Genomic DNA, 26066 nt, shown 5'->3' on the forward strand with positions numbered 1-26066 from the left:
GAGGTGTCCGGCGGCGAGGGAGTCGGGTCCGGCTGACGCGACGGTGGCCCTTCTGACGGTGCCGGCCGGACCTCCCGCGGACGAGGAACCGCTCCGGAACGCGGACCTGCCCGCCCCGGAGACCGGGACGGGCAGGCTTCGTGCGGTGGGAGCCCCTCAGTCGACGTAGGTGATGTCGGACGAGGAGTAGATGCAGTTCTTGCCGTCGGCGCCCGAGCCGATCTTGCTGGGCTCGCCGCTCGTCGTTCCCTTGTACTTGACGCAGACGTCGAGATCGCGGCCGGAGTCGTCGTAGATCGTGATGTCCGAGAATCGCGCGGTGTCGCCGTAGTTGGTGTTGATGCCGACCAGCGAGTCACCGGGGGTGGTGGCCCAGATGTTCTGGAGCTGGATGTGCCGGCCGTACTGCGTGGAGCAGTTGCCGCAGGAGCGGACCAGCTTGCCGAAGTCGTCGACCTGGAAGTTCTTGACGATCAGCGTGCCGGCGCCGTTGTGCTGGAGGACCTTGTCCTCCGCCTTGCGGGCGCCGCCACCGTCGACCGTCCGGACCGTCGAGGAGGAACTGCCGCGGAAGGTGGCGGCGTCCTCGCCCACGTCCTCCCACCAGACGTTCTTGATCGTGCAGGCACCCGAGCAGTGCACACCGTCGGCCGCGGGGGCACCGAGGATCACGTTCTGCAGCGTGGCACCGTCCGCCAGTTCGATCAGCGCGGGCTGATCCTCGTCCTGACCGTCGCTGCCGAGGTCACCGCTGCCGTACAGCCGCTTCATGCCACCGTCGTACGTCCCCGAGACCTTGATGGTCGAGGAGACGGCCTGGCTGCCCTTGGCCGTCGGCCACGCCGGACGGTCGGAGGGCGGGTCGGTGGGGTCGGTCGGGGGATCCGTCGGGTCGGTCGGCGGGTCCGTCGGAGTGGTGCCCGAGGCGGTGAAGGTCCAGCTCTTGCTGGAGACCGAGTCGCACGAGTTCTGCTGGACCAGGGCGCCCGAGGCGGTCGAGCTGTCCTTCACGTTGAGGCACTTGCCGCCGTTGCTGTTGACGACGCGGTAGGTGCTGCCGCTGACGGAGGTCAGGGTCCACACCTGGGTGGCGCCACCGCCGCAGTTCTGCTGCTCGACGGCCTTCCCGGCGCTGGTGGAGGAGTCCTTGACGCCCGCGCACTTGGCACTGTGCGCCGCGGCCAGTGTGTAGCCGCTGCCCGACGAGGCCAGCTTCCAGGTCTGGTTGGCGGCTCCGTTGCAGGCACTCTGTGCGAGCTGGGTCCCGGCGGAGGTGCTCGAACCCGGTACGCCCAGACACAGTCCGCTGGCGGCGTTCTTCAGGCTGTACGAGCCGGCAGCCGGGGCTGCCGAGGCCGAACCGGTCGCGAAGAGAGCGGTGAGGCCCGCCGCCAGGAGCGAGACCACGGCGACGAAGGTGGCGGCCGCACGGCCGCCACGTCTTCTGACGTGCTGATTCTCGGTGCGCACTAGCTAGTCCTTTCACCGCCTGCGGCGTCCTCCGCAGGCACCTGTCAGTGGTTGGTGCGGTGGTGAAGGCTGGATTCCTGCCCGAGAGCAAGATTCCTTATGCTGAACCGTGTTCGTGTATGCGAACAGCGGTGACCGTACGACACCGGGTTCCCGCGGTCAATAAGGCGGTGCGGACGATCAGTCGGCGTGCGGGCCGGGGGTCGCGGTGGAGTCCCTGACGATCAGTGATGTGGCAAGGGTGGTCTGGGCCGTGGCCGGCCTGTCCGTCTCCGTCTCGACCATCTGGAGCAGCAGGTCGACCGCGGTACGTCCGGCCGGACCGGTGGGCATGGCGACCGTGGTCAGCCGGGGACGGTTCAGCCGTCCGGCCACGGTGTCGTCCACCCCGACCACGCTGATGTCGCCCGGCACCCGTACACCACGGTCGTCCAGACCCTCGACCAGGCCGATGGCGACCAGGTCGTTGTACGCGATCACGGCGGTTGCGCCCGTCCTCAGCACGGCGTCCGTCGCCGTGATCCCGCCCTGCTCGGTCGGCGCGTTCGGGCTCAGTACGTCCAGCCGGATCCCGTGGTCCGCGGCCGCTCTGCCCGCGGCCCGGCGCATCTCCGCATTCGTCCACGACCCGCGGGGGCCGCCGACCAGTGCGAGATGTCCGTGCCCCAGGGCCGCGAGATGGTCGACCGCGAGGCCGGCGCCGTGCCCCACGTCCATGAGGACCGCGGACAGTCCCGTGACCTGACGGTTGACCAGCACGAACGGCGGGTGCCCGTCCAGTGCTGCGATGACGTCGTTGGCCAGCCGGGGGCTGACCAGCACCACGCCGTCGACCTGGCGCGCCAGGGTGTGGATCGCCTCCTCCTCCCTCCGGGCGTCCTCGTCCGTGTCCGCGACGAAGACCTGGTACCCGCGAACGCGGGCATAGGCCTGTGCCGCCTTGATCAGTGGCGGGAAGAAGGGGTTGGCGATGTCCGAGACGATCAGCCCCAGGTTCCGCGTGCGGCCCGTGGTCAGCGCCCGTGCCGTCTCGTTGGGCTGGTACCCCAGCTCCGCCGCGACGGCCAGGACCCGGTCCCGGGTCTCCTGCTTGACGAGATGAGAGGCGGAGAAGGCCCGGGAAACCGTGGAGACGTGAACCCCCGCGGCCTGCGCGACATCACGGATGGTCATCGCCACGGTCGATCCCCTTGCCCGCCCCTGCGGCTTCGCCGCCGCCTGCCCCAGAACGTACCCCCAGCGGTCTGCCTTGCGTACCCGTGGGACCTTCGGCCGGCCGCTAGGTGCAACCGGTTGCAGTCCGAGAGCGCGTCGAGGACCCATGACGGGGGAGGAGGCGGGCACGGCGGGCTCGGCACACCCTGCCGCCCGGTGCGGGTGGGACGCGTGCGCGTATTCGGGTGGTACCGGCCATCGGCAGGTCCTTCCGCCAAGTGGTCGACGCGGGTGCGGTGACGGGGATCTCCGAGCGGGGATCCTTGCTGCCGGGATGCGAACAGGTGCCTTGCAACCGGTTGCATCCCGGCTGGCACTCAGAGTGGAGGCACGTCCTGCTCATGTCAATGCTTTGGGCGGTACTGCTCGCACAGGGCGGCGTCGTCGCCGGCCGGCCGCGCGGACCCGACGCGCGCGAGAGGACGCGGCAAGGGGCGGAGGGCGGAGGGCCGGGCACGCCGGGAGGGGGCGGGAAGCGGGCACGCCGGGAAGGGGCGGACGGGAAGGGGCGGACGGGGAGGGGCGGACGGAGGAGGGCCGGGAAGTGCGGTCGGCGGAGGGCCGGACGCCGGGAGGGGCGGACAGGGCTCTGCCCCGGCCGCCCCTCCCGCTGGACCTCAGCGCCTGCCGCCACCCGTTTCGGAGCCGCCGGTCAGGCCCGCGCGCCGCAGCGCGTCGGCCATCGCGCTGTTGGCGGGTGCGGCGGCGGAGCGCTGGGGTCCGCCACCGCCTCCACCTCCGCGCCTGTCCCCACGCCTGCCGCCGTTCTGCCGGCCTTCCTGACCCTGACCCTGACCCTGCCCTTGAGCTTGACCCTGGCGTTGACGGGGCGGTCGCTCCCCGCCGCCGCGCGCATCGCGTTCCCGTCGCTGCTGCCCGCCGCCCTGACCGGAGGCGGCGTCGTCGTCGAGCCGGAGGGACAGCGAGACCCGCTTGCGCGGGACGTCGACGTCCATGACCTTCACCTTCACGATGTCGCCCGGCTTCACGACGTCGCGTGGGTCCTTGACGAACGTCCTCGACATGGCCGACACATGCACGAGCCCGTCCTGGTGGACGCCGACGTCCACGAAGGCGCCGAAGGCGGCCACATTGGTGACGACCCCCTCCAGGACCATCCCGGGGACCAGATCGCCGAGCTTCTCGACGCCCTCCTTGAAGGTGGCGGTCCTGAAGGCGGGCCGCGGGTCGCGGCCGGGCTTCTCCAGTTCCCTGAGGATGTCCGTGACCGTGGGCAGGCCGAACTTCTCGTCCACGAAGTCGTCAGGGCGCAGCGAGCGCAGGGTCTCCGTGTTGCCGATCAGCGTGGCGACGTCGCCGCCGGTGCGCTTCACCATCGTCCGCACCACGGGATAGGCCTCCGGGTGCACGCTGGAGGCGTCCAGCGGGTCGTCGCCGTCACGGATCCGGAGGAAGCCCGCGCACTGCTCGTACGCCTTGGGGCCGAGCCGTGCGACGTCCTTGAGCGCGCGGCGGGAACGGAACGGGCCGTTCGTGTCCCGGTGGGCCACGATGTTCTCCGCCAGCCCGGAGCCGATGCCCGACACCCGCGAGAGCAGGGGCGCCGAGGCGGTGTTCACGTCGACCCCGACGCCGTTCACGCAGTCCTCGACCACCGCGTCCAGGGAGCGCGACAGCTTCACCTCGGAGAGGTCGTGCTGGTACTGGCCCACCCCGATCGACTTCGGGTCGATCTTCACCAGTTCGGCCAGCGGGTCCTGGAGCCGGCGGGCGATGGAGACCGCGCCGCGCAGCGACACGTCCATGTCCGGGAGTTCCTGCGAGGCGAAGGCCGAAGCGGAGTACACCGAGGCGCCCGCCTCCGACACCATCACCTTGGTGAGCTTCAGCTCGGGGTGCCGCTCGCACAGCTCGCCGGCGAGCTTGTCGGTCTCGCGGGAGGCGGTGCCGTTCCCGATGGCGATCAGATCGACCTGATGTGCCTTGACCAGGCGTTCCAGCGTGGCGAGTGCCTGGTCCCACTTGTTCGCGGGCACATGGGGGTGGATCACGTCCGTGGCGACGACCTTGCCGGTGCCGTCCACCACGGCCACCTTCACGCCCGTGCGGAAGCCGGGGTCCAGGCCCAGCGTCGCCCGGGTGCCCGCCGGGGCGGCGAGCAGCAGGTCGCGCAGGTTCGACGCGAAGACGCGGACCGCCTCGTCCTCGGCCGCGGTGCGCAGCCGCAGCCGCAGGTCGATCCCCAGGTGTACGAGGATCCGGGTCCGCCACGCCCAGCGGACGGTGTCACCGAGCCACTTGTCGCCCGGACGTCCGCGGTCCGCGACGCCGAAGCGGCGGGCGATCATGTTCTCGTAGGACGAGGGGCCGGGCTCCTGGGACGGTTCCTCCGGCTCCAGGACGAGGTCGAGAACGTCCTCCTTCTCGCCCCGGAGCATCGCGAGGACCCGGTGCGAGGGCAGTGCGGTGAACGGCTCCGAGAAGTCGAAGTAGTCGGCGAACTTGGCCCCCGCCTCCTCCTTGCCCTCCCGTACCTTCGCGACGACCCTGCCGCGCGACCACATGCGCTCACGCAGCTCGCCGGTCAGGTCGGCGTCCTCCGAGAAGCGCTCGGCCAGGATCGACCGGGCACCGTCGAGGGCGGCCGGTGCGTCCGCGACACCCTTGCCGGCGTCGACGAACGCGGCCGCGGCGGCGAGCGGGTCGACGGACGGGTCGGCGAGCAGCCCCTCGGCGAGAGGTTCCAGACCCGCCTCGCGCGCGATCTGCGCCTTGGTCCGGCGCTTCGGCTTGAACGGCAGGTAGATGTCCTCCAGCCGTGCCTTGGTGTCCGCCGCGCGGATCTGCGCCTCCAGGGCCTCGTCGAGCTTGCCCTGCTCACGTACGGAATCGAGGACCGCCTTCCGGCGGTCCTCGAGTTCCCGCAGGTACCGCAGCCGTTCCTCGAGCGTGCGCAGCTGCGCGTCGTCGAGCATCTCGGTCGCTTCCTTGCGGTAGCGCGCGATGAAGGGCACGGTCGACCCGCTGTCGAGCAGATCGACGGCCGCCTTCACCTGACGCTCACGTACGCCGAGTTCCTCGGCGATCCTGCCTTCGATGGACGTCGTCACGGTTTTCCCGACTCGCCTTCTCGTACTGGCTGTGCTGGCTGTGCCACTGGGGTGGTCCACACCCGGGTGGGCCCCTTCGCCTGCATTGTGCCGGGTGGGCGGGGGCCGTGTCGCGTGACCTGCTCGATCACGGTCCCGCCGGCCGCCGGAGGGCGGTCAGGCGCGGCGGGTCCTGCCGCCGCGCGACGCTCCGCCGAAGAGTCCGGCCAGGAGCCGGAACGGAAGGGTCACCACGGTGGCGACGGCCGAGCCGACGGTACGCAGGGCGTTCGCTGTCGCACGGAACACGGTGTGCCTCCTTCATAGGGTGTGCCTAACGCCTGACCCGTCCGACCCGGAACAAACGTGCGGGTGCTCAGCCCTTGCCGAGCAGGTCCGCGGGGAACGCCCCCGCCGAGGCGGCCGTGGACAGGAATCCCCGGCCGAGTTCCGTGAGCCGGGCCACGCCCTCCTCGCCCAGGTGCTCGTAGGGCGCGGCATCCATCCGGTCCGTCGACTCCTCCAGGCCGGCCCTGAGAGCGGTGCCCGATTCGGTCAGTTCACCCTCGGCGTCCAGCAGTCCGCGGCCGCGCAGCCGTTCTACGGCCGCGTCCCAGTCCGCGCGACGCCAGCCGCGCGTGGCGAGGATCCAGCGCGGCGCCATCCCCTTGCCGGTGGCGGTGTGGCTGACGAGAGCTTCCAGTGGATCGAGCCCGGCCGCGAGCAGCGCCGCCAGGTGCCCGTCACCGCGGTGCTCACGCAGCAGTGTCGCCGCGTGCCAGAAGGCGAGGTGCGGCTGCTCCGGCACCGGCAGATCCGCGTGCGCCGCGTAGAGCGGGCGGGCGTGGCGGGTGCAGCCCTCGGCGGCGCGCAGCGCGAGGGCGGCAGCCTCCGCCATCTCCGGGGAGGCGATGACCTCCTCGCCCAGCACTCGGCGCAGAGTGGAGTCCGCCGCTCGCAGACGTGCCTCCAGCGCGGCCGCGGGCGTGATCTCCGCCCAGACCGCCGGCAGATGACGGGCGACGAGTTCATGGTTGAAGTTGTAGAACGTCGCGGTGACCGCACCGGCCCCCACAGCCCCGAGGGCGGCACCCCGCGAGGCGAAGTAGAGGCGGCTCTCGTCCTTCACCCCGAGCTCCGCGAACTCCTTGCCGAGGTCGGGGGAGAAGTAGACGCACGAGTGCAGTGGATTGACGGCGTTGTGGCAGCGGCGCCCTGCCCGCGGCGGAAGAGTACTCATGCCCGCACGTTACCGACTGGTTGGTACGTGGGACAGGGCGGGGGCGGGAACAGCCGGCGGCGGGGCACGGCACGGCAGGAAAGGTGGGACTTTCGTCATTGCGGCCATCGGGGCGGCCCGCCCAGGATGACGGACATGAAGCAGCGATCCGTGTGCGTCGTCCTCTTCGACGGCGTCCAGAGTCTCGACGTGAGCGGCCCGATGGAGGTCTTCGCGGGCGCCGCGAGCTTCCCAGGGGTCTCCTACGACCTGCGTACCGCCTCCCTCGACGGCGCCCCGGTCCGCTGCTCCAGCGGTCTCACCCTCGTCCCCGACGGCGCCCTCACCGACGTGACGGCGCCCGGCCTCCTGCTCGTGCCGGGAGGCCGGGGCACCCGGAACCCGGACCCGGCGCTGGTCGACTGGCTCCGCGCACACGGTCCGGAGGCCGGGCAGCTTGTCTCGGTCTGCACCGGGGCGCTGCTCCTGGCGGCGGCGGGACAGCTCGACGGCCACCGCGTGACCACGCACTGGTCCGTCTGCGACCTGCTCGCGCGCACCTATCCGGCGGTGGAGGTCGACCCCGACCCGGTCTACGTACGCGACGGGCGGCTGGCCACCTCCGCGGGGGTCACCGCCGGCATCGACCTCGCCCTCGCCCTGGTCGAGGAGGCACACGGGCGCGAGGTGGCGCTCACCATCGCCCGCCACCTCGTCGTCTTCCTGCGGCGGCCGGGCAACCAGGCGCAGTTCAGCGCCCAGCTCGCAGCCCAGACGGCGGTGCGTGAACCGCTCAGAGACGTCCAGCACTGGGTGACCGGGCACCCCGACGCCGACCTGTCGGTGGAAGCACTCGCGGCGCGCGCCAGGCTCTCGCCCCGTCACTTCGCGCGCGCCTTCCGCGCCGAGACGGGACTGACCCCGGGCAAGTACGTCGACCGCGTCCGCCTCGAACACGCCCGCCGGCTCCTCGAGGACACCACCGACGCGGTCACCGGCATCGCCCGTGCCAGCGGCTACGGCACCCCGGAGGCCATGCGGCGCGCCTTCGTCAGAGCCCTCGGTACCGCTCCCGCCGAGTACCGGCGCCGGTTCCGCGCCCAGCCCGTGTGACCGCCGTGACCACACCACCCAGAAGGGAAGACACATGCAGATCGCCCTCGTCCTCTTCGACCGCTTCACCGCGCTCGACGTCGTGGGACCGTACGAGATGCTCAGCAGGACACCCGGAGCCGAGACCGTCCTCGTCGCCGAACGGCCGGGGCCCGTACGCAACGACAGCGGCAGTCTCTCCCTCGTCGCCGACCGCACGCTCACCGAGGTGCCCGCCCCGGACGTGGTGATCGTGCCGGGAGGACCGGGGCAGAGCGGGCAGATGGACAACGCGGCACTGCTCGACTGGCTCCGGAGCACCGATGCCACCAGCGCCTGGACGACCTCCGTCTGCTCGGGATCGCTCCTGCTGGCGGCCGCCGGACTGCTCACCGGCCGCCGTGCCACCTCGCACTGGCTGGCCCTCGACTCCCTGCGGACCTACGGCGCCGAGCCCACGGACGAACGTGTCGTCGTCGACGGCAAGTACGTCACCGCCGCGGGGGTCTCCTCGGGCATCGACATGGGCCTCACCCTGCTCGGCAGGATCGCAGGCGACGAACACGCCCGGACCGTCCAGCTGCTGACGGAGTACGACCCCGAGCCGCCCTACGACAGCGGATCACCCCGGAAGGCGCCGGCCGCCCTGGTCGAGCGCTGGCGGGCCGACAGCCGGTTCATCCTGACGTAGGCGCGGGCGCGGCGCTCCCCGCCGCCCACGTGAAGCGAGGTGCCCGGCGCTCCAGGAAGGCGGCGATCCCCTCGGCGCCGTCGCCGCTGCCGAGCGACTGCTCCGACCAGTACGTGTCCCGGTCCTCGCGTCCGTCGGCGAACTCCTTCGCGGCGGCCTGGGTCAGCTGTGAACGTGAAGCCAGTACCCGGGCGAAGGAGCGCACCCGCTCGTCCAGTGCTCCCGCCGGCCACACCTCGTCCACGAGTCCCGTGCGCAGCGCCCGCTCCGCGTCGATCAGTTCCCCGGAGAAGAGGAGGTACTTCGCCGTGGCCGGCCCGACGAGCGAGACCAGCCGGCGGGTCGACGACGAGGGATAGACGATGCCCAGCTTCGCCGGGGTGACCCCGAAGGAGGAACCCTCCTCGGCGAACCGCAGGTCGCACGCCGCCGCGAGCTGGCTGCCTCCGCCTACGCAGTAACCGCGTACGGCCGCCAGGGTGGGCAGGGGGAAGGCGGCCAGAGCCTCCTCGGCCTCGACCGCGAGCGCCTGCGGTCGCCCGCCCGGCGCTCGCAGGGAACCGATGTCCGCCCCGGCACAGAACGTGTCACCGGCACCGGTCAGTACGAGCACCCGCACGGACGGGTCGGCGGCCAGTTCCGCCAGCATCGGGGGGAGCGCCTGCCACATCCCGGTGGTCATGGCGTTGCGCTTGGCGGTGTTGCTGATGACGACGGTGGCGACGCCGTCCACGACCGTGCGTTCCAAAGCCGGCAGAGCCGTCCGCTCCCTGGGGTCCATGTGCCGGATGCTATCCGCACGGCTCGAACCTATGATCAAGAAGGGGTCGCGAAGCAGGCACGCACCGTGAGGAGCTGTCGATGTCCGGACCCAGGGCCGAGGGCAGGAAACTCAGCCGAAGCTTCAGCGCGCTCGCCCTGCTCGGAGCCGTGCTGGTCGTCGCGGGGCTGGTGGGCCTCGTCTACACGGGGGTGGCCACCCTCACCTCCATGATCCTCTTCGGCTGGCTGCTGCTCGTCGGCGGTCTTGTCGGTCTCCTCCACGCGGTCCAGGCCCGCGGTACCCCGTACTTCTGGCTGGGAGTGGTCGTCGCCGCGCTGAACATCGCCGCCGGAGTGGTCGTCATCAAGTACCCGGCGGGCACCGCCGAGGCGCTGACGATGTTCGCGGCCCTCCTCTTCCTCACCGGGGGAGTGTTCCGCCTGGTCGGCAGCGTCGTCGTCCGCGGCCCCCAGTTCGGCTGGACCCTCCTGCAGGGCGCCTTCGGACTGCTGCTCGGCGTGCTGGTCCTCGTCGACTGGCCGCACAGCAGCCTCTACGTGCTCGGGTGCTTCTTCTCGCTGGCGCTGCTGTTCGACGGACTCGGGCTGATCGCGATCGGTGTGGGAGGGCGACGTGTCGTCAGCATGGTCACCGAGCAGATCGCGCCCGAGGACGGGGACCGGGACCGGGACGGGAAGCAGGAGCGGCATACGGAGAGGCACACGACGGCGCCCGAGGAAACGGACCGTATGAAGCCCCAAGACGGTGAGAAGTAGTCGCTTCACCTGACGCCGTCATACCCACTCGATCACATTGATTCCAGAAGCAGCCTTTTCCGGTCAGACCTGCGGCCTTGAGCACACTCTTCCCGACACTCATTACCCGACGGTCAGTGAGATGCGAGTCGAGAGCGGGTGGCGGTCTGTGGAGAGCCGTGGGAGTGTTCCGGCCCATCCCCTGTCGTACGAGGGGGTGTGGCGCTTCACCGCGCCCGCGGCCGACGTCTCGGTGCCGCAGGCCCGCCACGCGGTCCGGGACCTGATCCGGAGGCAGGACGTCCCCGTCGAGGACGACATCCTCCACGGCCTGCTGCTGATCGTCTCCGAGCTGGTCACCAACGCCGTCAAGCACGCGGCGCTGCTCTCGCCCGAACTCGCCGTCGAGGTGGCCATCGGGGCGGAGTGGATCAGGGTCTCCGTCGAGGACAACCACCCGTACCGCCCGACGGCCCTCGTCACCGACTACGCGCAGACCGGCGGCCGCGGTCTGCTCCTGGTGCGTGAGATCACCGCCGAGGCGGGAGGCACCTGCGACGTGGAGCACACCGCGGGCGGCGGCAAGATCATCTGGGCGGCGCTGCCCCTGAAGTCGAGGCTCTGACCGCCCCCGGCCACGCCCCTACGGGATCACCACCCCGCGGACTGGCCCGTCAGCTCCCTGATCGCGGGACGCGCGGCGTCCAGCACCGTCATGAACCAGGCGGAGAAGGGCGCCGCGGCATGGCGCTCGGCGAGCTCCGCGGCCGTCACGAAGGCCGTCCCGCCGACCTCTTCCTCGTCCGGCCGCAGCTGCTCCTGCACCATGCCGACGAACAGGTGGTTGAACTCCTGCTCCACCAGGCCGGACACCGGATCGGGGTGGTTGTAGCGGACCGTGCCGGCCGCGGCCAGCAGCGAGGGCGAGACCCCGAGCTCCTCGTACGTACGCCGCGCGGCAGCAGCGAACGGCGCCTCGCCCGGGTAGGGGTGTCCGCAGCAGGTGTTCGACCACACGCCGGGGGAGTGGTACTTCCCGAGCGCGCGGCGCTGCAGCAGCAGCCGTCCCTGCTCGTCGAAGAGGAAGACGGAGAACGCGCGGTGCAGCTGGCCGGGCGCCTGGTGCGCCGCGAGCTTCTCCGCGGTGCCGACGGTGGTGCCGTTCTCGTCGACCAGTTCGAGCATGATCGCGTCTGCGGTGCCGTTCGACGAGCTGTGCGCCTCGGTGGCTGGTGTGGTCGGCATACCCATCCTTCGCTTTGGGCCCCGGCCTCGTGCGCCGGTCCCCTCGAGTGCGGACAAGTCTGCCGTACAAAAGCCGCTTGTCCGCACTTCGGGTGCTGGCATGTCCGTCGGTGCCTGACGGGGCGTCCGCCCCGCCGGCCCTGCCGCGGAGCGTGGGAGTCCGCTCAGTGGCAGAGCCGCGCCTCGTGTTCCGCGTGCCCGCTGGGCTCGAGCTGGAAGGTGCAGTGCTCCACGTCGAAGTGGTGCCCCAGGCAGCCCTGCAGATCATGCAGGAGTTTCTCGTGGCCGATCGAGTCCAGCATCTCCTGGTGCACGACCACGTGGGCCGAGAGCACCGGCATGCCCGAGGTGATCGTCCAGGCGTGGAGGTCATGGACGTCCAGCACACCCGGCAGGGCCGTGATGTGGGCGCGCACCTCGTCCATGTCCACTCCCTTGGGGGCGGACTCCAGCAGGACGTCCAGCGTCTCCCGCAGGAGCTTCACCGTGCGGGGCACGATCATCAGGCCGATCAGCAGGGAGGCGATCGGGTCCGCGGCCTGCCAGCCGGTGGCCATGATGATGCCCGCGGAGACGAGCACGGTCACCGAGCCGAGGGTGTCGGCCAGAACCTCCAGGTACGCGCCCCGGACGTTGATGCTGTCCCGCTGCCCGCGCATCAGCAGCGACAGCGAGACCACGTTGGCCACCAGGCCGACGGCGGCGAACGCGATCGCCAGACCGCCCCTGGTCTCGGCAGGTGTGATGAACCGGTCGACGGCCTCGAAGACCAGGTAGCCACCCACCCCCAGCAGCAGGAGACAGTTGGCCAGTGCGGCGAGGATCTCGGCGCGCGCGTAGCCGAAGGTGCGGTTCGGGCCGGCGGGCCTGTTGGCGAAGTGGATCGCCAGCAGAGCCATACCGAGACCCAGGGCGTCGGTCGCCATGTGCGCGGCGTCCGCGATCAGCGCCAGGGAATCGGCGAGCAGGCCGCCGACGATCTCCATGACCATGACACCGAGCGTGATGCCCAGGGCGACCCGCAGCCGGCCCCGGTACGCGGCGGCCGCGGTCCCCGTCGGGGGTGGCCCTCCGTGCACATGCCCGTGATCGTGGCCAGCCCCCATGAGAACGCCTCCGTAAGCCCGTCGAGTCCCTTGAGCAGCGCGGACGCGGCTCGCCCGGTGCGGCCAGTGAACTACGGGGGAGGGGTGGCGGGCAACACGGCACTGAACACCGTTGTCATATGCTCTGACCTGCGGAAATGATGCCAGGTCAGAGCATGGTCGACGGGGTCCGCTACGGAGCGGTGCGAGCTTCCGGATGGTGCAGGCACCAGCCCGCCCACGCCGACTCCACCATTTCGCGCATGCCGTGGCGGGCCGTCCAGCCGAGCTCCTCGGCCATCCGGCCGGCCGACGCGACGGCCCTGGCGGCGTCACCCGGCCTGGCGGGCTCGACCACGGGCGCCGTGCGCAGCCCGGTGACCTCGCCCACCAGCTCGGCGAGGGCGCGGACCGACACGCCCTCTCCCCGGCCGATGTTCACCGTGAGGTCCCCGCCGTCCGGCACCTTGTCCAGGTGGCCGGCGACGACGAGATGCGCCTCCGCCAGATCGGCCACATGGATGTAGTCCCGCACGCAGGTGCCGTCCGGGGTCGGGTAGCCGTCGCCGAAGATCCGGGGAGCCTCGCCCCGCGTCAGCCGGTCGAAGAACATCGGCACGACGTTGAAGACACCCGTGTCCGCCAGCGCCGGGTCGGCCGCACCGGCGACGTTGAAATACCGCAGGCAGGCCGTCGAGATGCCGTGGGCCCTGCCCGTCGCGCGCACCAGCCACTCGCCGGCCAGCTTGGTCTCGCCGTACGGGTTGATCGGCGCGCAGGGGGTCTCCTCCGTGATCAGGTCCACGTCCGGGACGCCGTAGACGGCCGCAGACGAGGAGAAGAGGAAGCGCCGTACACCGGCCGCCACCACGGCTTCCAGGAGAACGGTGAGCCCCGACACGTTCTCGCGGTAGTAGAGCAGCGGATCCTCGACCGACTCACCGACCTGCTTCTTCGCCGCGAGATGCACCACACCGGTGACGGCGTGCTCCGTGAGGACGCGGTCGAGGACCTTCCGGTCCGAGGCCGAACCGTGCACCAGGGTGACCGCCGCCGGCAGCCGCTCCCCGACACCCGTCGAGAAGTCGTCCAGGACGACGACCCGCTCCCCGGCCCCGGTCATGGCCTTTGCCACATGTGCCCCGATGTAACCCGCTCCGCCTGTGATCAACCACGTCATGCGTGTCAGCCTAAGCGCTGCGCGGACGCGGTTTGTGAGCCGAGGTGTTGATCGACGATGATGATCGCGAACGGCGCCGCATGATGGCCGATTCGCCCGAACGGAGCACGAACGGGCAGTGAACTCGGTCCTCCGTTCATCCGATAGCCTCAGCCGACGTGCCGCCCGCCCACCTCCGGGCTCATGCCGCGCGCCGTTCCCATCAGCTCCAAGGAGTGAGTTCGTCTGTCGACCGCCATCCTCACCGGTGCGCCGGTACCCGGATCGTCGCTCGAGGACGATCTGAGGTCACTCGGCTTTGACGTGACCGCAGCAGCTGACGCCGGCGAGGCCGCCGATCTGCTCGCCGCGGTCCCCGCGAACAGGCGCGTCGCGCTCGTGGACCCGCGCTTCGTCGGCCACGTCCACGCGCTCAGGCTCGGACTGACCGACCCGCGGTTCGCCGCCGCCTCGATCCCCGGGGCGCTGACCGCCCAGCCCGAGGCGCGCCCCGCACTGCTCCGTGCACTGCGGCGGGCGGTGGCCGCCGTCGGCGCGGGCAGCCCGCTGGCCCCCTCCTCCGGTGACGGTGAGCCCGTCACCGGTGAACGCACGGTGCCCGGCCGGCTCGCCGTGGCCCTGGACGTCGAGGGCACGTCGGTGCAGCGCCCCGAGCTCGGTTCGCTGACGGCGGCGGTGCCCACCACACCTGAGACGCGCACCGAGGCGCTCGCGTCGGTGGCGGCCGTGGACGACGAGGCCGTGCGGCTGCGCAGCGCGGTCAAGGCCCACGACGGGTTCTTCACCACCTTCTTCATCAGCCCGTACTCGCGGTACATCGCCCGCTGGTGCGCCCGCCGCGGCCTCACCCCGAACCAGGTCACGACCGCCTCGCTGATCACCGCGCTCATCGCGGCCGGCAGCGCGGCGACCGGCACCCGCGGCGGCTACGTGGCCGCGGGCGTGCTCCTGCTCCTGTCGTTCGTCCTGGACTGCACGGACGGGCAGCTCGCCCGGTACTCGCTCCAGTACTCGACGATGGGCGCATGGCTGGACGCCACCTTCGACCGGGCCAAGGAGTACGCCTACTACGCCGGCCTCGCGCTCGGTGCCGCCCGCGGCGGTGACGACGTGTGGGTCCTCGCGCTCGGCGCGATGGTGCTCCAGGCCTGCCGGCACGTGGTGGACTTCTCGTTCAACGAGGCCAACCACGACGCGGTGTCCAACACGAGCCCCACCGCCGCGCTCTCCGACCGGCTCGACAGCGTCGGATGGACGGTGTGGCTGCGCCGGATGATAGTCCTGCCCATCGGTGAACGATGGGCCATGATCGCCGTGCTGACCGCCGTGACCACGCCTCGCGTCGTCTTCTACGCGCTCCTCGTCGGCTGCGCCCTGGCCGCCTGCTACACCACGGCCGGCCGGCTGCTGCGCTCGCTGACCCGCAAGGCGCAGCGCACCGACCGCGCGGCCCTGGCGCTGCACGACCTCGCCGACTCCGGCCCGCTCGCCCAGGCCGTCGCGGCAGTCCTGCGGCGTCCGGGCGGCGGGTTCACGGCACCGGTCCTGGCGTTCGCCGGGGCGCTGGTGCTGCTGGCCGCCGCGCTCTTCGCCCCGTACGGAGGCTGGCTCACCGTGGGTGCGGCGGCCGTCTACGCCGCCCTCTCCGGGCTCGCGGTGTCACGGCCGCTCAAGGGCGCGCTCGACTGGCTGGTGCCGCCGGTCTTCCGGGCGGCCGAGTACTGCACGATCCTCGTGCTGGCGGCCCGCAGTGACGTGCCGCACGCCGTTCCCGCGGCATTCGGCCTGGTTTCTGCCGTCGCCTACCATCACTACGACACGGTGTACCGCATCCGCGGCGGCACCGGGGCACCGCCCCGGTGGCTGGTGCGCGTGACCGGCGGGCACGAGGGCCGGACCCTGGTCGTGGCCGTACTCGCCGCCGTACTCATCCATGATTCAGCTCTCACCGCGGCCCTGACCGCACTCGCGGCAGCCGTGGCCCTGGTGGTGCTCGCGGAGTCCATCCGCTTCTGGGTGTCCTCCTCGGCTCCCGCCGTACACGACGAAGGAGAACTCGCATGATCGGCCTCGTACTGGCTGCCGGTGCCGGACGCCGCCTGCGTCCGTACACGGACACGCTGCCCAAGGCCCTGGTGCCCGTGGACGGCGAGAAGACGGTCCTCGACCTGACGCTGGCCAACTTCGCCGAGGTCGGGCTCACCGAGGTCGCGGTCGTCGTCGGGTACCGCAAGGAGGCCGTGTACGCCCGCAAGGCCGAGTTCGAGGCGAAGTACGGCGTGACGCTGACGTTGATCGACAACGACAAGGCCGAGGAGTGGAACAACGCCTACTCCCTCTGGTGCGCCCGTGAGGTCCTGAAGAAGGGCGTCATCCTCGCCAACGGCGACACCGTCCACCCGGTCTCCGTCGAGAAGACCCTCCTGGACGCCCGTGGCGAGGGCCGGAAGATCATCCTCGCCCTCGACACGGTGAAGAACCTCGCCGACGAGGAGATGAAGGTGATCACCGAGGACGGCAAGGGCGTCCGGCGGATCACCAAGCTGATGGACCCGGCCACCGCGTCCGGCGAGTACATCGGCGTCACCCTGATCGAGCCCGAGGCCGCCGGGGAGCTCGCCGACGCGCTGAAGGCCACCTTCGAGCGCGACCCCGACCTCTACTACGAGGACGGCTACCAGGAGCTCGTGAACCGCGGCTTCACCGTCGACGTCGCGCCGATCGGCGAGGTGACGTGGGTCGAGATCGACAACCACGACGACCTCGCCCGCGGCAGGGAGATCGCGTGCCGGTACTGACCCGCCTCATCCCGTCCCCGGTCGTCGTCGACATCCGGCGCGGCGCGATGGACGATCTGGCCGGTCTCCTCGCCGACCAGCGGATCTCCGCGTCGGGCGAGCTCGCCATCGCGATCAGCGGGGGGTCCGGGCGTGCCCTGCGCGAGCGGCTCGCACCCGTGCTGCCGGGCGCCGACTGGTACCCGGTCGCCGACGGCACCATCGACTCCGCGGTCCGTCTCGCCGACGGCATCAAGGGCAACCGCTACGACGCCGTCGTCGGCCTCGGCGGCGGCAAGATCATCGACGTGGCCAAGTACGCCGCGGCGCGTGTGGGCATGCCCATGGTCGCCGTCGCGACGAACCTGTCCCACGACGGTCTCTGCTCACCGGTCGCGACCCTGGACAACGACAACGGCCGGGGCTCCTACGGGGTCCCCACCCCGATCGCGGTGGTCATCGACCTCGACGTGATCCGTCAGGCGCCCGCCCGCTACGTGCGCTCGGGCGTCGGCGACGCGGTCTCCAACATCTCCTGCGTCGCCGACTGGGAGCTCGCGCACGAGGTCCGCGGCGAGGACATCGACGGGCTCGCGGCCGCGATGGCCCGCCAGGCCGGTGAGGCCGTGCTGCGTCACCCCGGCGGAGTGGGCGACGACGGCTTCCTGAAGGTCCTGGCCGAAGGTCTGGTCCTGACCGGGATCTCGATGTCGATCGCCGGGGACTCCCGTCCCGCCTCGGGCGCCTGCCACGAGATCAACCACGCCTTCGACCTGCTGTACCCGAAGCGTGCCGCCAGCCACGGCGAACAGGTCGGCCTCGGCGCCTGCTTCGCCATGTACCTGCGGGGCGCCCACGAGGACGCCGTCCACATGGCGTCCGTCCTGCGGCGTCACGGGCTCCCGGTGCTGCCCGACGAGATCGGCTTCACCGCGGACGAATTCGTGCGGGCCGTCGAGTACGCCCCGCAGACGCGCCCGGGACGCTTCACGATCCTGGAACACCTCAACCTGCCCACCGACCAGATCAGGGACGCGTACGCCGACTATGCAAAAGCCATCCATAGCTGAACTCCGTCCGGTCGTGCACCCGCCGGGCGTCAAGGACCGGCGCAGCGGCGAGCACTGGGCGGGTCGGCTCTACATGCGCGAGGTCTCCCTGCGCATCACCCGGCGCCTGGTGAACACGAAGGTCACGCCCAACCAGCTGACCTACGTGATGACCGTCGCCGGTGTCCTTGCCGCCCCGGCCCTCCTGGTCCCCGGCATCCCGGGCGCCCTGCTCGGCGTGCTCGCCGTCCAGCTGTACCTGCTGTTCGACTGCGTCGACGGCGAGGTCGCCCGCTGGAAGAAGCAGTACTCACTGGCCGGCGTCTATCTGGACAGGGTGGCCGCCTACCTCTGCGACGCGGCGGTCCTGGTCGGCTTCGGCCTGCGCGCCGCCGACCTGTGGGGCACGGGCCGCATCGACTGGCTGTGGGCGTTCCTGGGCACGCTCGCCGCACTGGGCGCCATCCTGATCAAGTCGGAGACCGACCTCGTCGGGGTGGCACGCCACCAGGGCGGTCTGCCTCCCGTCAAGGAAGCCGCGTCGGAGCCGCGCTCCTCCGGCATGGCGCTCGCGCGCCGGGCCGCCGGAGCGCTCAAGTTCCACCGGCTGATCCTCGGCATCGAGGCGTCCTTCGTGATCCTCGTGGCGGCCGTGCTCGACGTGGTCAGGGACGACCTCTTCTTCAGCAGGCTCGCGGTCGCGGTCATGGCCGGCATCGCCCTTCTCCAGACCGTCCTGCACCTGGTGTCGATCCTGGCGTCCAGCAGGCTGAAGTGAGTTCCCCCATGAAGCTCGGCGCGGTGATCATCACCATGGGCAACCGCCCCGACGAACTGCGCGCACTCCTCGACTCGGTCGCCGGGCAGGACGGCGACCGGATCGAGGTGGTCGTCGTCGGCAACGGCGCCCCGGTCCCGGACGTCCCGCCGGGCGTCCGTACCGTCGAGCTGCCCGAGAACCTGGGCATCCCCGGCGGACGCAACGTCGGCATCGAGGCGTTCGGCCCGGCCGGCACCGACGTGGACGCCCTGCTCTTCCTCGACGACGACGGGTACCTGCCGAACACCGACACCGCCGAGCTCTGCCGGCAGGCGTTCGAGGCGGACCCGAAGCTCGGCATCATCAGCTTCCGCATCGCCGATCCGGACACCGGGGTCACCCAGCGCCGTCACGTGCCGCGGCTGCGCGCGGCCGACCCGATGCGTTCGTCCCGGGTCACGACCTTCCTGGGCGGCGCGAACGCCGTGCGGAGCCAGGTCATCGCCGAGGCCGGTCCGCTCCCGGGCGAGTTCTTCTACGCCCACGAGGAGACCGACCTCGCCTGGCGTGCCCTGGACGCCGGCTGGATGATCGACTACCGCTCCGACATGGTGCTGAACCACCCCACCACCGCGCCCTCGCGGCACGCGGTCTACCACCGCATGGTGGCCCGCAACCGCGTCTGGCTGGCCCGCCGGAACCTGCCCGCTCCGCTGGTTCCCGCGTACCTCGGGGTCTGGCTCCTCCTCACGCTGCTCCGCAGGCCCTCCCCGCCCGCGCTCAAGGCATGGTTCGGAGGGTTCCGGGAAGGCTGGAGGACGCCTTGCGGACCCCGGCGTCCCATGAGGTGGCGTACGGTGTGGCGGCTGACCAGACTGGGCCGCCCGCCGGTGATCTGAGAGGGTCACCTCTGAGACCATGTGCCGTACTCGTTTCGTACGGGGATCCTGTCCGCCTCGGCCGCGCCCGGCTGCGCATTGTGAAGACGAGAGTTCCTGACTGTGAGTGACACGACCCACGACGGCGGGCTTGCCCTGAGCAGCCCACCGTCCGACGACGAGGGGCTGAGCCCGTCGCGGCTGGCCGAGAAGTACGGCCTGACGGTGAGCGGTGCCCGGCCCGGGCTGTTCGCGTACATGCGGCAGCTCTGGGGCCGGCGCCATTTCATCCTGGCGTTCTCCAGGGCCAAGCTGACCGCCCAGTACAGCCAGGCCAAGCTCGGCCAGCTGTGGCAGGTGGCCACGCCCCTGCTGAACGCCCTGGTGTACTTCCTGATCTTCGGGATCATCCTGGGGACCAAGAAGGGGATGAGCCAGGAGGTCTTCATCCCGTTCCTGGTGACCGGGGTCTTCGTATTCACCTTCACCCAGAGCTCGGTCATGGCCGGGGTCCGCTCCATCTCCGGCAACATCGGCCTGGTCCGGGCGCTGCACTTCCCCCGGGCATCGCTGCCGGTCTCGTTCTCGCTCCAGCAGCTCCAGCAGCTGCTCTTCTCGATGATCGTGCTGGTGGCCGTGGCCGTCGGGTTCGGCAGCTACCCGGGGCTGTCCTGGCTGCTGGTGATCCCGGCGCTGGCCATGCAGTTCCTGTTCAACACGGGCCTTGCGCTGGTCATGGCGCGCCTGGGCAGCAAGACCCCGGACCTCGCCCAGCTGATGCCCTTCGTCATGCGGACCTGGATGTACGCCTCGGGCGTGATGTTCTCCATCCCCGTGATGCTGGCGGACAAGCCGCAGTGGATCGCCGACGTGCTGCAGTACAACCCTGCGGCCATCTACATGGACCTGGTCCGCTTCGCACTGATCGACGGCTACGGCTCGGAGAACCTTCCGCAGCACGTCTGGGCCGTGGGGCTCGTCTGGGCGCTCGTCGTGGGCGTCGTGGGCTTCGTGTACTTCTGGAAGGCAGAGGAACGGTACGGCCGTGGCTGAGGAATCGTCCCAGGGACACATCCCCACCGTGATCGCGGACGATGTGCACATCGTGTACAGGGTCAACGGCACGGGAGGCGGCAAGGGCAGCGCGACCGCCGCGCTGAGCCGGATGATGCGGCGCGGCAAGGGCGAGCAGCGCGGTGTGCGCAAGGTCCACGCGGTGCGGGGGGTGTCCTTCACCGCCTACCGCGGTCAGGCCATCGGTCTCATCGGCACCAACGGGTCGGGCAAGTCCACCCTGCTCCGGGCCATCGCCGGCCTGCTGCCGACCGAGCACGGCAAGGTCTACACGGACGGCCAGCCGTCGCTGCTCGGGGTGAACGCGGCCCTGATGAGCGACCTCACCGGCGAGCGCAACGTCGTGCTCGGCGGTCTGGCCATGGGCATGAGCCGTGAGGAGATCCGCAGCCGGTACCAGGACATCGTGGACTTCTCGGGGATCAACGAGAAGGGTGACTTCATCACCCTGCCGATGCGTACCTACTCGTCCGGCATGGCCGCCCGGCTGCGCTTCTCGATCGCCGCCGCCAAGAACCACGACGTGCTCATGATCGATGAGGCCCTGGCCACCGGTGACCGGAAGTTCCGGGTCCGCTCGGAGGAGCGGATCCGTGAGCTGCGCAAGGAGGCCGGTACGGTCTTCCTGGTCAGCCACAACAACAAGACGATCCGGGACACCTGTGACCGGGTGCTCTGGCTGGAAAAGGGCGAGCTCCTGATGGACGGCCCCACCGAAGAGGTGCTGAAGGCATACGAGCGGGAGACGGGCAAGTAGCCGTCACCCGGGTGGCCCCCGCCGGACCCGCGGCGGGGGCCACCTTGCTGTGCCGTGGGCAGGCGTTCCGCGACCGCCCGGATCTCCTCCCGGCGGATGACGTCAACGCCCTTTGATCCGGGGAAGGTTGACGGCGGGGCGGGCGGACCGGCGGTCGCACCGCACCCCGGCGCGGCCCTGTGAGCTGTACAACGTAAGCTGTCACGGACTGATTCGCGGCACTGTGGGGGGATACGCCCCGGCACATCGCCCGTTGTGCGCATGTCGCACTCGGCCGGACGAGCGGCGTGTCCGAAAAGGGATGTTTTGTGTCGGCAGTGTAGAACGGGAGATATGACGGCAATGATGGAAAATCTCCAGCTCCGACGTGGTTTCGCCGTCCCCGCGTCGGGTGGAACACCGTGACCCCCGCCGAGCGGCCCCGGACCGACGCCGCCACCACCACGCTCGACAAGGCCGCGGACGAGAACTTCCCCGTGGCCCCCTTCTTCCTGCCCCGGGCCTGGCGGGACGACCTGATGGCCGTCTACGGATTCGCCCGCCTCGTCGACGACATCGGCGACGGCGACCTGGCCCCGGGAGGGTCCGACGCACGCGGACTCGGCCTCGACCCCGGACAGGACGAGGACCGCCTCGCCATGCTGGACGCCCTCGAAGCCGACCTGCACCGGGTCTTCGCCACGGGCGAGGAACCGCGCCACCCCCTGATGCGCGCCCTGCGCCCCACCGTCCGGCGCCGCGCCCTCACCCCGGAACCCTTCCTCGCCCTCGTCGAGGCCAACCGCCAGGACCAGAAGGTCCGCCGCTACGGCACGTACTCCGACCTCCTGGCCTACTGCGAGCTCTCCGCCAACCCCGTCGGCCGCCTCGTCCTGCAGATCACGGGCACCGCGAGCCCCGAGCGGATCCGCCGCTCGGACGCGGTGTGCACCGCGCTGCAGATCGCCGAGCACCTCCAGGACGTGGCCGAGGACCTCGGCAGGGACCGTGTCTACCTGCCCGCCGAGGACATGGCCCGCTTCCACGTCGACGAGGACGACCTGGCCGCGCCCTCCGCCGGTGCGGCCGTACGCGCGCTGATCGCCTTCGAGGCGGAACGCGCCCGCGAACTGCTGGACGAGGGCATTCCCCTCGTGGGGAGCGTCCACGGCCGGCTCAAGCTGCTGCTCGCCGGCTTCGTGGGCGGCGGCCGTGCCGCTCTCAGGGCGGTATCGGCCGCCGGATTCGACGTACTGCCCGGACCGCCCAAGCCCACCGCGCCCGGAACGCTGCGCGAGGTGGGAGCCGTCCTGCGAAGAGCGCACAGAAAGGGGTGAGCCGGACCGTGGAGGGACAGACGACGTACATGTCGGCACCGGTACAGGCCGCGTACAGCTACTGCGAGGCGGTCACCGGACAGCAGGCCCGCAATTTCGCGTACGGCATCCGGCTGCTGCCGTACGAGAAGCGGCAGGCCATGTCGGCGCTGTACGCCTTCTCCCGTCGGGTCGACGACATCGGCGACGGCGAGCTGGACCGGGAGACCAAACGCGTCCGGCTGGAGGACACCCGGGAACTGCTCTCCCGGATCCGGGACAAGGCGGTCGACGAGGACGACACCGACCCCGTCGCCGTCGCGCTCGCCGACGCCGCGCGCCGCTTCCCCCTGCCTCTCGGCGGGCTGGACGAGCTCATCGACGGCGTCCTGATGGACGTGAGGGGCGCGACCTACGAGACCTGGGACGACCTGAAGACGTACTGCCGCTGCGTCGCCGGTGCCATCGGCCGCCTCAGCCTCGGTGTCTTCGGGACGGAAGCGGGCGCACCGGGTGCCGAACGGGCCTCGGAGTACGCCGACACCCTCGGCCTGGCGCTCCAGCTCACCAACATCCTGCGCGACGTGCGCGAGGACGCCGGCAACGGACGCACCTACCTGCCCGCGGACGACCTCGCCAAGTTCGGCTGCTCCGCCGGCTTCGGCAGGGCCACCCCGCCGCCCGGCTCCGACTTCGCCGGCCTGGTCCACTTCGAGGTCCGCCGTGCCCGGGCGCTCTTCGCCGAGGGCTACCGGTTGCTGCCGATGCTCGACCGTCGCAGCGGAGCCTGCGTCGCCGCCATGGCCGGCATCTACCGGCGCCTCCTCGACCGGATCGAACGCGAGCCCGAGGCGGTCCTGCGGGGCAGGGTCTCCCTGCCCGGCCACGAGAAGGCGTACGTTGCGGTACGCGGGCTGTCCGGTCTCGACGCGCGGTACATCTCACGCCGGACGGCCAGGGGGAGGGTCTGATGGTACGTCAGGTGCGGTGCCCCTGGCGGGCAACCTCCGGGCACCCCCGTGCGTCCCTGTCTGCGACGGCCCGGCGGACGCCGCCGAGCGCCCTGCCGCGGCGAGAGGAGCAGGCATGAGCGGACCGAACCCCCGCGCCTCCCGCGCCGTGGTCGTCGGCGGCGGCCTCGCGGGCGTCACAGCGGCACTGCGCCTCGCCGACGCGGGGATCGAGGTGACCCTGCTCGAAGGACGCCCCCGGCTCGGCGGACTCGCCTTCTCCTTCCGGCGCGGCGACCTCTCCGTCGACAACGGCCAGCACGTGTACCTGCGTTGCTGCACCGCCTACCGCTGGTTCCTGGACCGGATCGAGGGGGCGCACCTCGCCCCGCTCCAGGACCGCCTCGACGTACCGGTCCTCGATGTCGGGAGGCCCGCCGGACCGCGAGCGGGGCGGCTTCGCCGTACCGGGCTCCCCGTACCGCTGCACCTCGCGGGCGGACTCGCCGCCTACCCCCACCTGTCGCTCAGGGAGAAGGCCGGGGTCGCACGGGCCGCACTGGCGCTCGGCCGCCTCGACCCCGCCGACCCGGCGCTCGACGCCATCGACTTCGCCACCTGGCTGCACCGCCACGGTCAGTCCCGGCGGACCGTCGAGGCCCTGTGGGACCTGGTCGGCGTCGCCACGCTCAACGCCACCGCGCCCAACGCCTCCATGGCGCTCGCGGCGAAGGTCTTCAGGACAGGGCTCCTCTCGGAACCGGGCGCCGCCGACATCGGATGGGCCGCCGTGCCACTCGGCGACCTCCACGACACCCTCGCCCGGAAGGCGCTCGAGTCGTCGGGCGTGCGGATCCACCTGCGTGCCCGCGTCGGGTCCCTCACGAAGACGCAGGACGGCCGCTGGTCCGTCGCCACCGAGGAGGAGCGGTTCACGGCGGACACGGTCGTGCTGGCCGTACCGCAGGGCGAGACCCACCGGCTGCTCCCCGAGGGAGCGCTGGACGACCCCGGCCGGCTGCTCGAACTGACCGACGCGCCGATCCTCAACGTGCACGTCGTCTACGACCGGACCGTCCTGCGCAGGCCGTTCCTCGCCGCGCTCGGGTCACCGGTGCAGTGGGTCTTCGACCGCACACGGGCCTCCGGACTCCAGGGCGGCGGACAGTACCTCGCCCTCTCGCAGTCCGCCGCACAGGACGAGATCGACCTGCCCGTCGCCGAGCTGCGCACCCGCTACCTGCCCGAGCTGGAGCGGCTCCTCCCGGCGGCGCGGGGAGCGGGCATCCGTGACTTCTTCGTCACCCGGGAACGCACGGCCACCTTCGCCCCCGCGCCCGGCGTCGGACGCCTGCGCCCCGGAACGCACACCCGCGCCCCTGGGCTGCACCTGGCGGGAGCATGGACCGCCACCGGCTGGCCCGCGACCATGGAAGGAGCGGTCCGCAGCGGTTCCACCGCCGCGGACGCCGCCCTCCGGGCTCTCGGCCGGCCCCACGTACATCCGCTGCAGGAGGCGGCATGAGCAGTACCACCGGAACAAGAGGAGAGTCTGTGACCCCGGCGAATCCGGCTTACGACACCGTGGTGGACACCACGGACGTCACCGCGCTTCTGGAGCGCGGAAGGGCCCTGTCAGCGCCGGTACTTCGAGCTGCCGTGGGCCGGCTGGCGCCGCCCATGGACACCGTCGCCGCCTATCACTTCGGCTGGATCGACGCGATGGGCCGTCCCGCGGACGGCGACGGCGGCAAGGCGGTGCGTCCCGCGCTCGCGCTGCTGTCGGCCGAGGCGGCCGGCGCACCCGCGGAGGCCGGTGTCCCCGGCGCGGTCGCCGTCGAACTCGTGCACAACTTCTCGCTGCTGCACGACGACCTGATGGACGGTGACGAGCAGCGGCGCCACCGCGACACCGTATGGAAGGTGCACGGTCCCGCCCAGGCCATCCTCGTCGGCGACGCGCTCTTCGCCCTCGCCAACGAGATCCTCCTGGAGCTCGGCACCGTCGAGGCCGGGCGGGCGGCGCGCAGGCTGACCACGGCCAGCCGCAAGCTGATCGACGGTCAGGCCCAGGACATCTCCTACGAGCACCGCGAGCGGGTCACCGTCGAGGAGTGCCTGGAGATGGAGGGCAACAAGACCGGCGCCCTGCTGGCCTGCGCGGTCTCCATCGGAGCCGTTCTCGGCGGAGCGGACGACCGCACCGCCGACGTCCTCGAGGCGTACGGCTACCACCTCGGCCTCGCCTTCCAGGCGGTCGACGACCTGCTCGGGATCTGGGGCGACCCTGAGTCAACGGGCAAGCAGACCTGGAGCGATCTGCGCCAGCGCAAGAAGTCCCTGCCCGTCGTCGCCGCGCTCGCCGCGGGCGGACCGGCCTCCGAGCGGCTGGGCGAACTCCTCGCAGCCGACGCCGCGAGCAGCGACTTCGACAGCTTCTCCGAAGAGGAGTTCGCCGTCCGAGCGGCACTCATCGAGGAGGCGGGCGGCCGCGAGTGGACCGCCCAGGAAGCCCGCCGTCAGCACGCGGTAGCCATCGAGGCGCTGCACGGCGTCGACATGCCGGAACGAGTGAGGGCGCAGCTCACCGAGCTCGCCGACTTCGTGGTCGTACGAAAGAGATGATGAACAAGCAGATATGACTCGCAGTCGCCGGCGGGCGCCCCACCGGGGGCCCCCCCCCCGGGGGGGTTTAAAAAAAGTAAGGGGGGGCGGGGGGGGGGGGGGTGTTTTAGGGGGGGGGGGGGGGAGATAAAAAAGG

General features: G+C 71.2%; 23 protein-coding genes and 2 pseudogenes. 15 read left to right on the forward strand and 10 right to left on the reverse strand.

Annotation, left to right across the window (positions count from 1 at the left end; translation table 11 throughout):
• Positions 1-156 precede the first annotated feature (156 nt).
• From ACFXOA_RS21540 to ACFXOA_RS21565, 6 genes and pseudogenes are all read right to left on the reverse strand, one after another.
• Positions 157-846, reverse strand: a pseudogene (locus tag ACFXOA_RS21540) (pectate lyase); the annotation flags it as partial.
• An 81-nt stretch (positions 847-927) separates the two neighbouring features.
• A pseudogene (locus ACFXOA_RS21545) lies at positions 928-1470 on the reverse strand (RICIN domain-containing protein); the annotation flags it as partial.
• Between the two features lie 180 nt (positions 1471-1650).
• The gene (locus ACFXOA_RS21550) at positions 1651-2643 is read right to left on the reverse strand and encodes a LacI family DNA-binding transcriptional regulator (RefSeq protein WP_385030762.1); all 993 of its coding nucleotides are present in this window, start codon (positions 2641-2643) and stop codon (positions 1651-1653) included.
• A gap of 659 nt (positions 2644-3302) precedes the next feature.
• Positions 3303-5756 carry a Tex family protein gene (locus ACFXOA_RS21555; protein ID WP_385030765.1) on the reverse strand — a complete coding sequence of 818 codons (2454 nt, stop codon included), beginning with the start codon at positions 5754-5756 and terminating at the stop codon, positions 3303-3305.
• A gap of 156 nt (positions 5757-5912) precedes the next feature.
• On the reverse strand, positions 5913-6044 hold the full coding sequence (locus ACFXOA_RS21560) for an LPFR motif small protein (RefSeq protein ID WP_385030768.1): 132 nt from the start codon (positions 6042-6044) through the stop codon (positions 5913-5915).
• Between the two features lie 67 nt (positions 6045-6111).
• Positions 6112-6975 (reverse strand): hypothetical protein, encoded by an 864-nt coding sequence (locus ACFXOA_RS21565; RefSeq protein ID WP_385030771.1) that lies wholly within the window; start codon positions 6973-6975, stop codon positions 6112-6114.
• Positions 6976-7110: 135 nt separating this feature from the next.
• Here ACFXOA_RS21565 and ACFXOA_RS21570 point away from each other — a divergent pair, with 135 nt between their 5' ends.
• Positions 7111-8067 (forward strand): GlxA family transcriptional regulator, encoded by a 957-nt coding sequence (locus tag ACFXOA_RS21570; RefSeq protein WP_385030774.1) that lies wholly within the window; start codon positions 7111-7113, stop codon positions 8065-8067.
• A 34-nt stretch (positions 8068-8101) separates the two neighbouring features.
• Entirely contained in the window at positions 8102-8737 is a 636-nt protein-coding gene (locus ACFXOA_RS21575) for a DJ-1/PfpI family protein (protein ID WP_385030777.1), read from the forward strand.
• Here the strand turns inward: ACFXOA_RS21575 and ACFXOA_RS21580 are convergent.
• The gene (locus tag ACFXOA_RS21580) at positions 8724-9518 is read right to left on the reverse strand and encodes an enoyl-CoA hydratase/isomerase family protein (protein WP_385030780.1); all 795 of its coding nucleotides are present in this window, start codon (positions 9516-9518) and stop codon (positions 8724-8726) included. The two genes, ACFXOA_RS21575 and ACFXOA_RS21580, sit on opposite strands and share 14 nt — an antisense overlap.
• Positions 9519-9598: 80 nt before the next feature.
• Between ACFXOA_RS21580 and ACFXOA_RS21585 the strand changes: the two genes are divergently transcribed.
• Together ACFXOA_RS21585 and ACFXOA_RS21590 are read left to right on the forward strand one after the other, a co-directional pair.
• Positions 9599-10276 carry an HdeD family acid-resistance protein gene (locus ACFXOA_RS21585; protein WP_385030783.1) on the forward strand — a complete coding sequence of 226 codons (678 nt, stop codon included), beginning with the start codon at positions 9599-9601 and terminating at the stop codon, positions 10274-10276.
• Positions 10277-10457: 181 nt separating this feature from the next.
• Positions 10458-10880 (forward strand): ATP-binding protein, encoded by a 423-nt coding sequence (locus ACFXOA_RS21590; RefSeq protein WP_385030830.1) that lies wholly within the window; start codon positions 10458-10460, stop codon positions 10878-10880.
• 26 nt (positions 10881-10906) lie between these two features.
• On the opposite strand, the gene idi is transcribed toward ACFXOA_RS21590, so the two are convergent.
• The 3 genes from idi to galE form a co-directional block, all read right to left on the reverse strand.
• On the reverse strand, positions 10907-11500 hold the full coding sequence (gene idi / locus ACFXOA_RS21595; protein WP_385030786.1) for an isopentenyl-diphosphate Delta-isomerase: 594 nt from the start codon (positions 11498-11500) through the stop codon (positions 10907-10909).
• A 164-nt stretch (positions 11501-11664) separates the two neighbouring features.
• Entirely contained in the window at positions 11665-12606 is a 942-nt protein-coding gene (locus ACFXOA_RS21600) for a cation diffusion facilitator family transporter (RefSeq protein ID WP_385030789.1), read from the reverse strand.
• Between the two features lie 172 nt (positions 12607-12778).
• Positions 12779-13765, reverse strand: a complete 987-nt coding sequence (gene galE, locus ACFXOA_RS21605) for a UDP-glucose 4-epimerase GalE (RefSeq protein ID WP_385030792.1) — start codon at positions 13763-13765, stop codon at positions 12779-12781.
• A gap of 303 nt (positions 13766-14068) precedes the next feature.
• On the opposite strand from galE, the gene ACFXOA_RS21610 reads away from it, so the two are divergent.
• The 11 genes from ACFXOA_RS21610 to ACFXOA_RS21660 all read left to right on the forward strand — a co-directional run bounded on the left by ACFXOA_RS21610 (position 14069) and on the right by ACFXOA_RS21660 (position 25930).
• Positions 14069-15829, forward strand: a complete 1761-nt coding sequence (locus ACFXOA_RS21610; RefSeq protein ID WP_385030795.1) for a DUF5941 domain-containing protein — start codon at positions 14069-14071, stop codon at positions 15827-15829.
• Positions 15826-16563, forward strand: a complete 738-nt coding sequence (locus tag ACFXOA_RS21615; protein ID WP_385030797.1) for a sugar phosphate nucleotidyltransferase — start codon at positions 15826-15828, stop codon at positions 16561-16563. Before ACFXOA_RS21610 ends, ACFXOA_RS21615 begins: the two co-directional genes overlap by 4 nt.
• On the forward strand, positions 16551-17612 hold the full coding sequence (locus ACFXOA_RS21620; RefSeq protein WP_385030800.1) for an iron-containing alcohol dehydrogenase family protein: 1062 nt from the start codon (positions 16551-16553) through the stop codon (positions 17610-17612). The genes ACFXOA_RS21615 and ACFXOA_RS21620 overlap by 13 nt, the downstream gene beginning before the upstream one ends.
• Positions 17590-18369: a CDP-alcohol phosphatidyltransferase family protein gene (locus ACFXOA_RS21625; protein WP_385030803.1), complete on the forward strand. Its 780-nt coding sequence runs from the start codon at positions 17590-17592 to the stop codon at positions 18367-18369. The genes ACFXOA_RS21620 and ACFXOA_RS21625 overlap by 23 nt, the downstream gene beginning before the upstream one ends.
• Before the next feature lie 8 nt (positions 18370-18377).
• Positions 18378-19250, forward strand: a complete 873-nt coding sequence (locus tag ACFXOA_RS21630) for a glycosyltransferase family 2 protein (RefSeq protein ID WP_385030833.1) — start codon at positions 18378-18380, stop codon at positions 19248-19250.
• A gap of 102 nt (positions 19251-19352) precedes the next feature.
• Positions 19353-20282 carry an ABC transporter permease gene (locus ACFXOA_RS21635; protein WP_385030806.1) on the forward strand — a complete coding sequence of 310 codons (930 nt, stop codon included), beginning with the start codon at positions 19353-19355 and terminating at the stop codon, positions 20280-20282.
• Complete coding sequence (locus tag ACFXOA_RS21640; protein ID WP_385030809.1) at positions 20275-21060, forward strand: ABC transporter ATP-binding protein; 786 nt, start codon at positions 20275-20277, stop codon at positions 21058-21060. The genes ACFXOA_RS21635 and ACFXOA_RS21640 overlap by 8 nt, the downstream gene beginning before the upstream one ends.
• Before the next feature lie 401 nt (positions 21061-21461).
• Positions 21462-22376 carry a squalene synthase HpnC gene (gene hpnC / locus ACFXOA_RS21645; RefSeq protein WP_385030812.1) on the forward strand — a complete coding sequence of 305 codons (915 nt, stop codon included), beginning with the start codon at positions 21462-21464 and terminating at the stop codon, positions 22374-22376.
• A 29-nt stretch (positions 22377-22405) separates the two neighbouring features.
• Positions 22406-23326, forward strand: a complete 921-nt coding sequence (gene hpnD / locus ACFXOA_RS21650) for a presqualene diphosphate synthase HpnD (protein WP_385030815.1) — start codon at positions 22406-22408, stop codon at positions 23324-23326.
• A gap of 115 nt (positions 23327-23441) precedes the next feature.
• Positions 23442-24830, forward strand: coding sequence for a hydroxysqualene dehydroxylase HpnE (hpnE, locus tag ACFXOA_RS21655; protein ID WP_385030818.1), 1389 nt, complete (start codon positions 23442-23444; stop codon positions 24828-24830).
• Positions 24827-25930, forward strand: a complete 1104-nt coding sequence (locus ACFXOA_RS21660) for a polyprenyl synthetase family protein (protein ID WP_385030821.1) — start codon at positions 24827-24829, stop codon at positions 25928-25930. Before hpnE ends, ACFXOA_RS21660 begins: the two co-directional genes overlap by 4 nt.
• Positions 25931-26066 lie beyond the last annotated feature (136 nt).

Origin of the sequence: Streptomyces sp. NPDC059166, from assembly GCF_042755185.1 — a bacterium.
GTDB lineage: Bacteria > Actinomycetota > Actinomycetes > Streptomycetales > Streptomycetaceae > Streptomyces.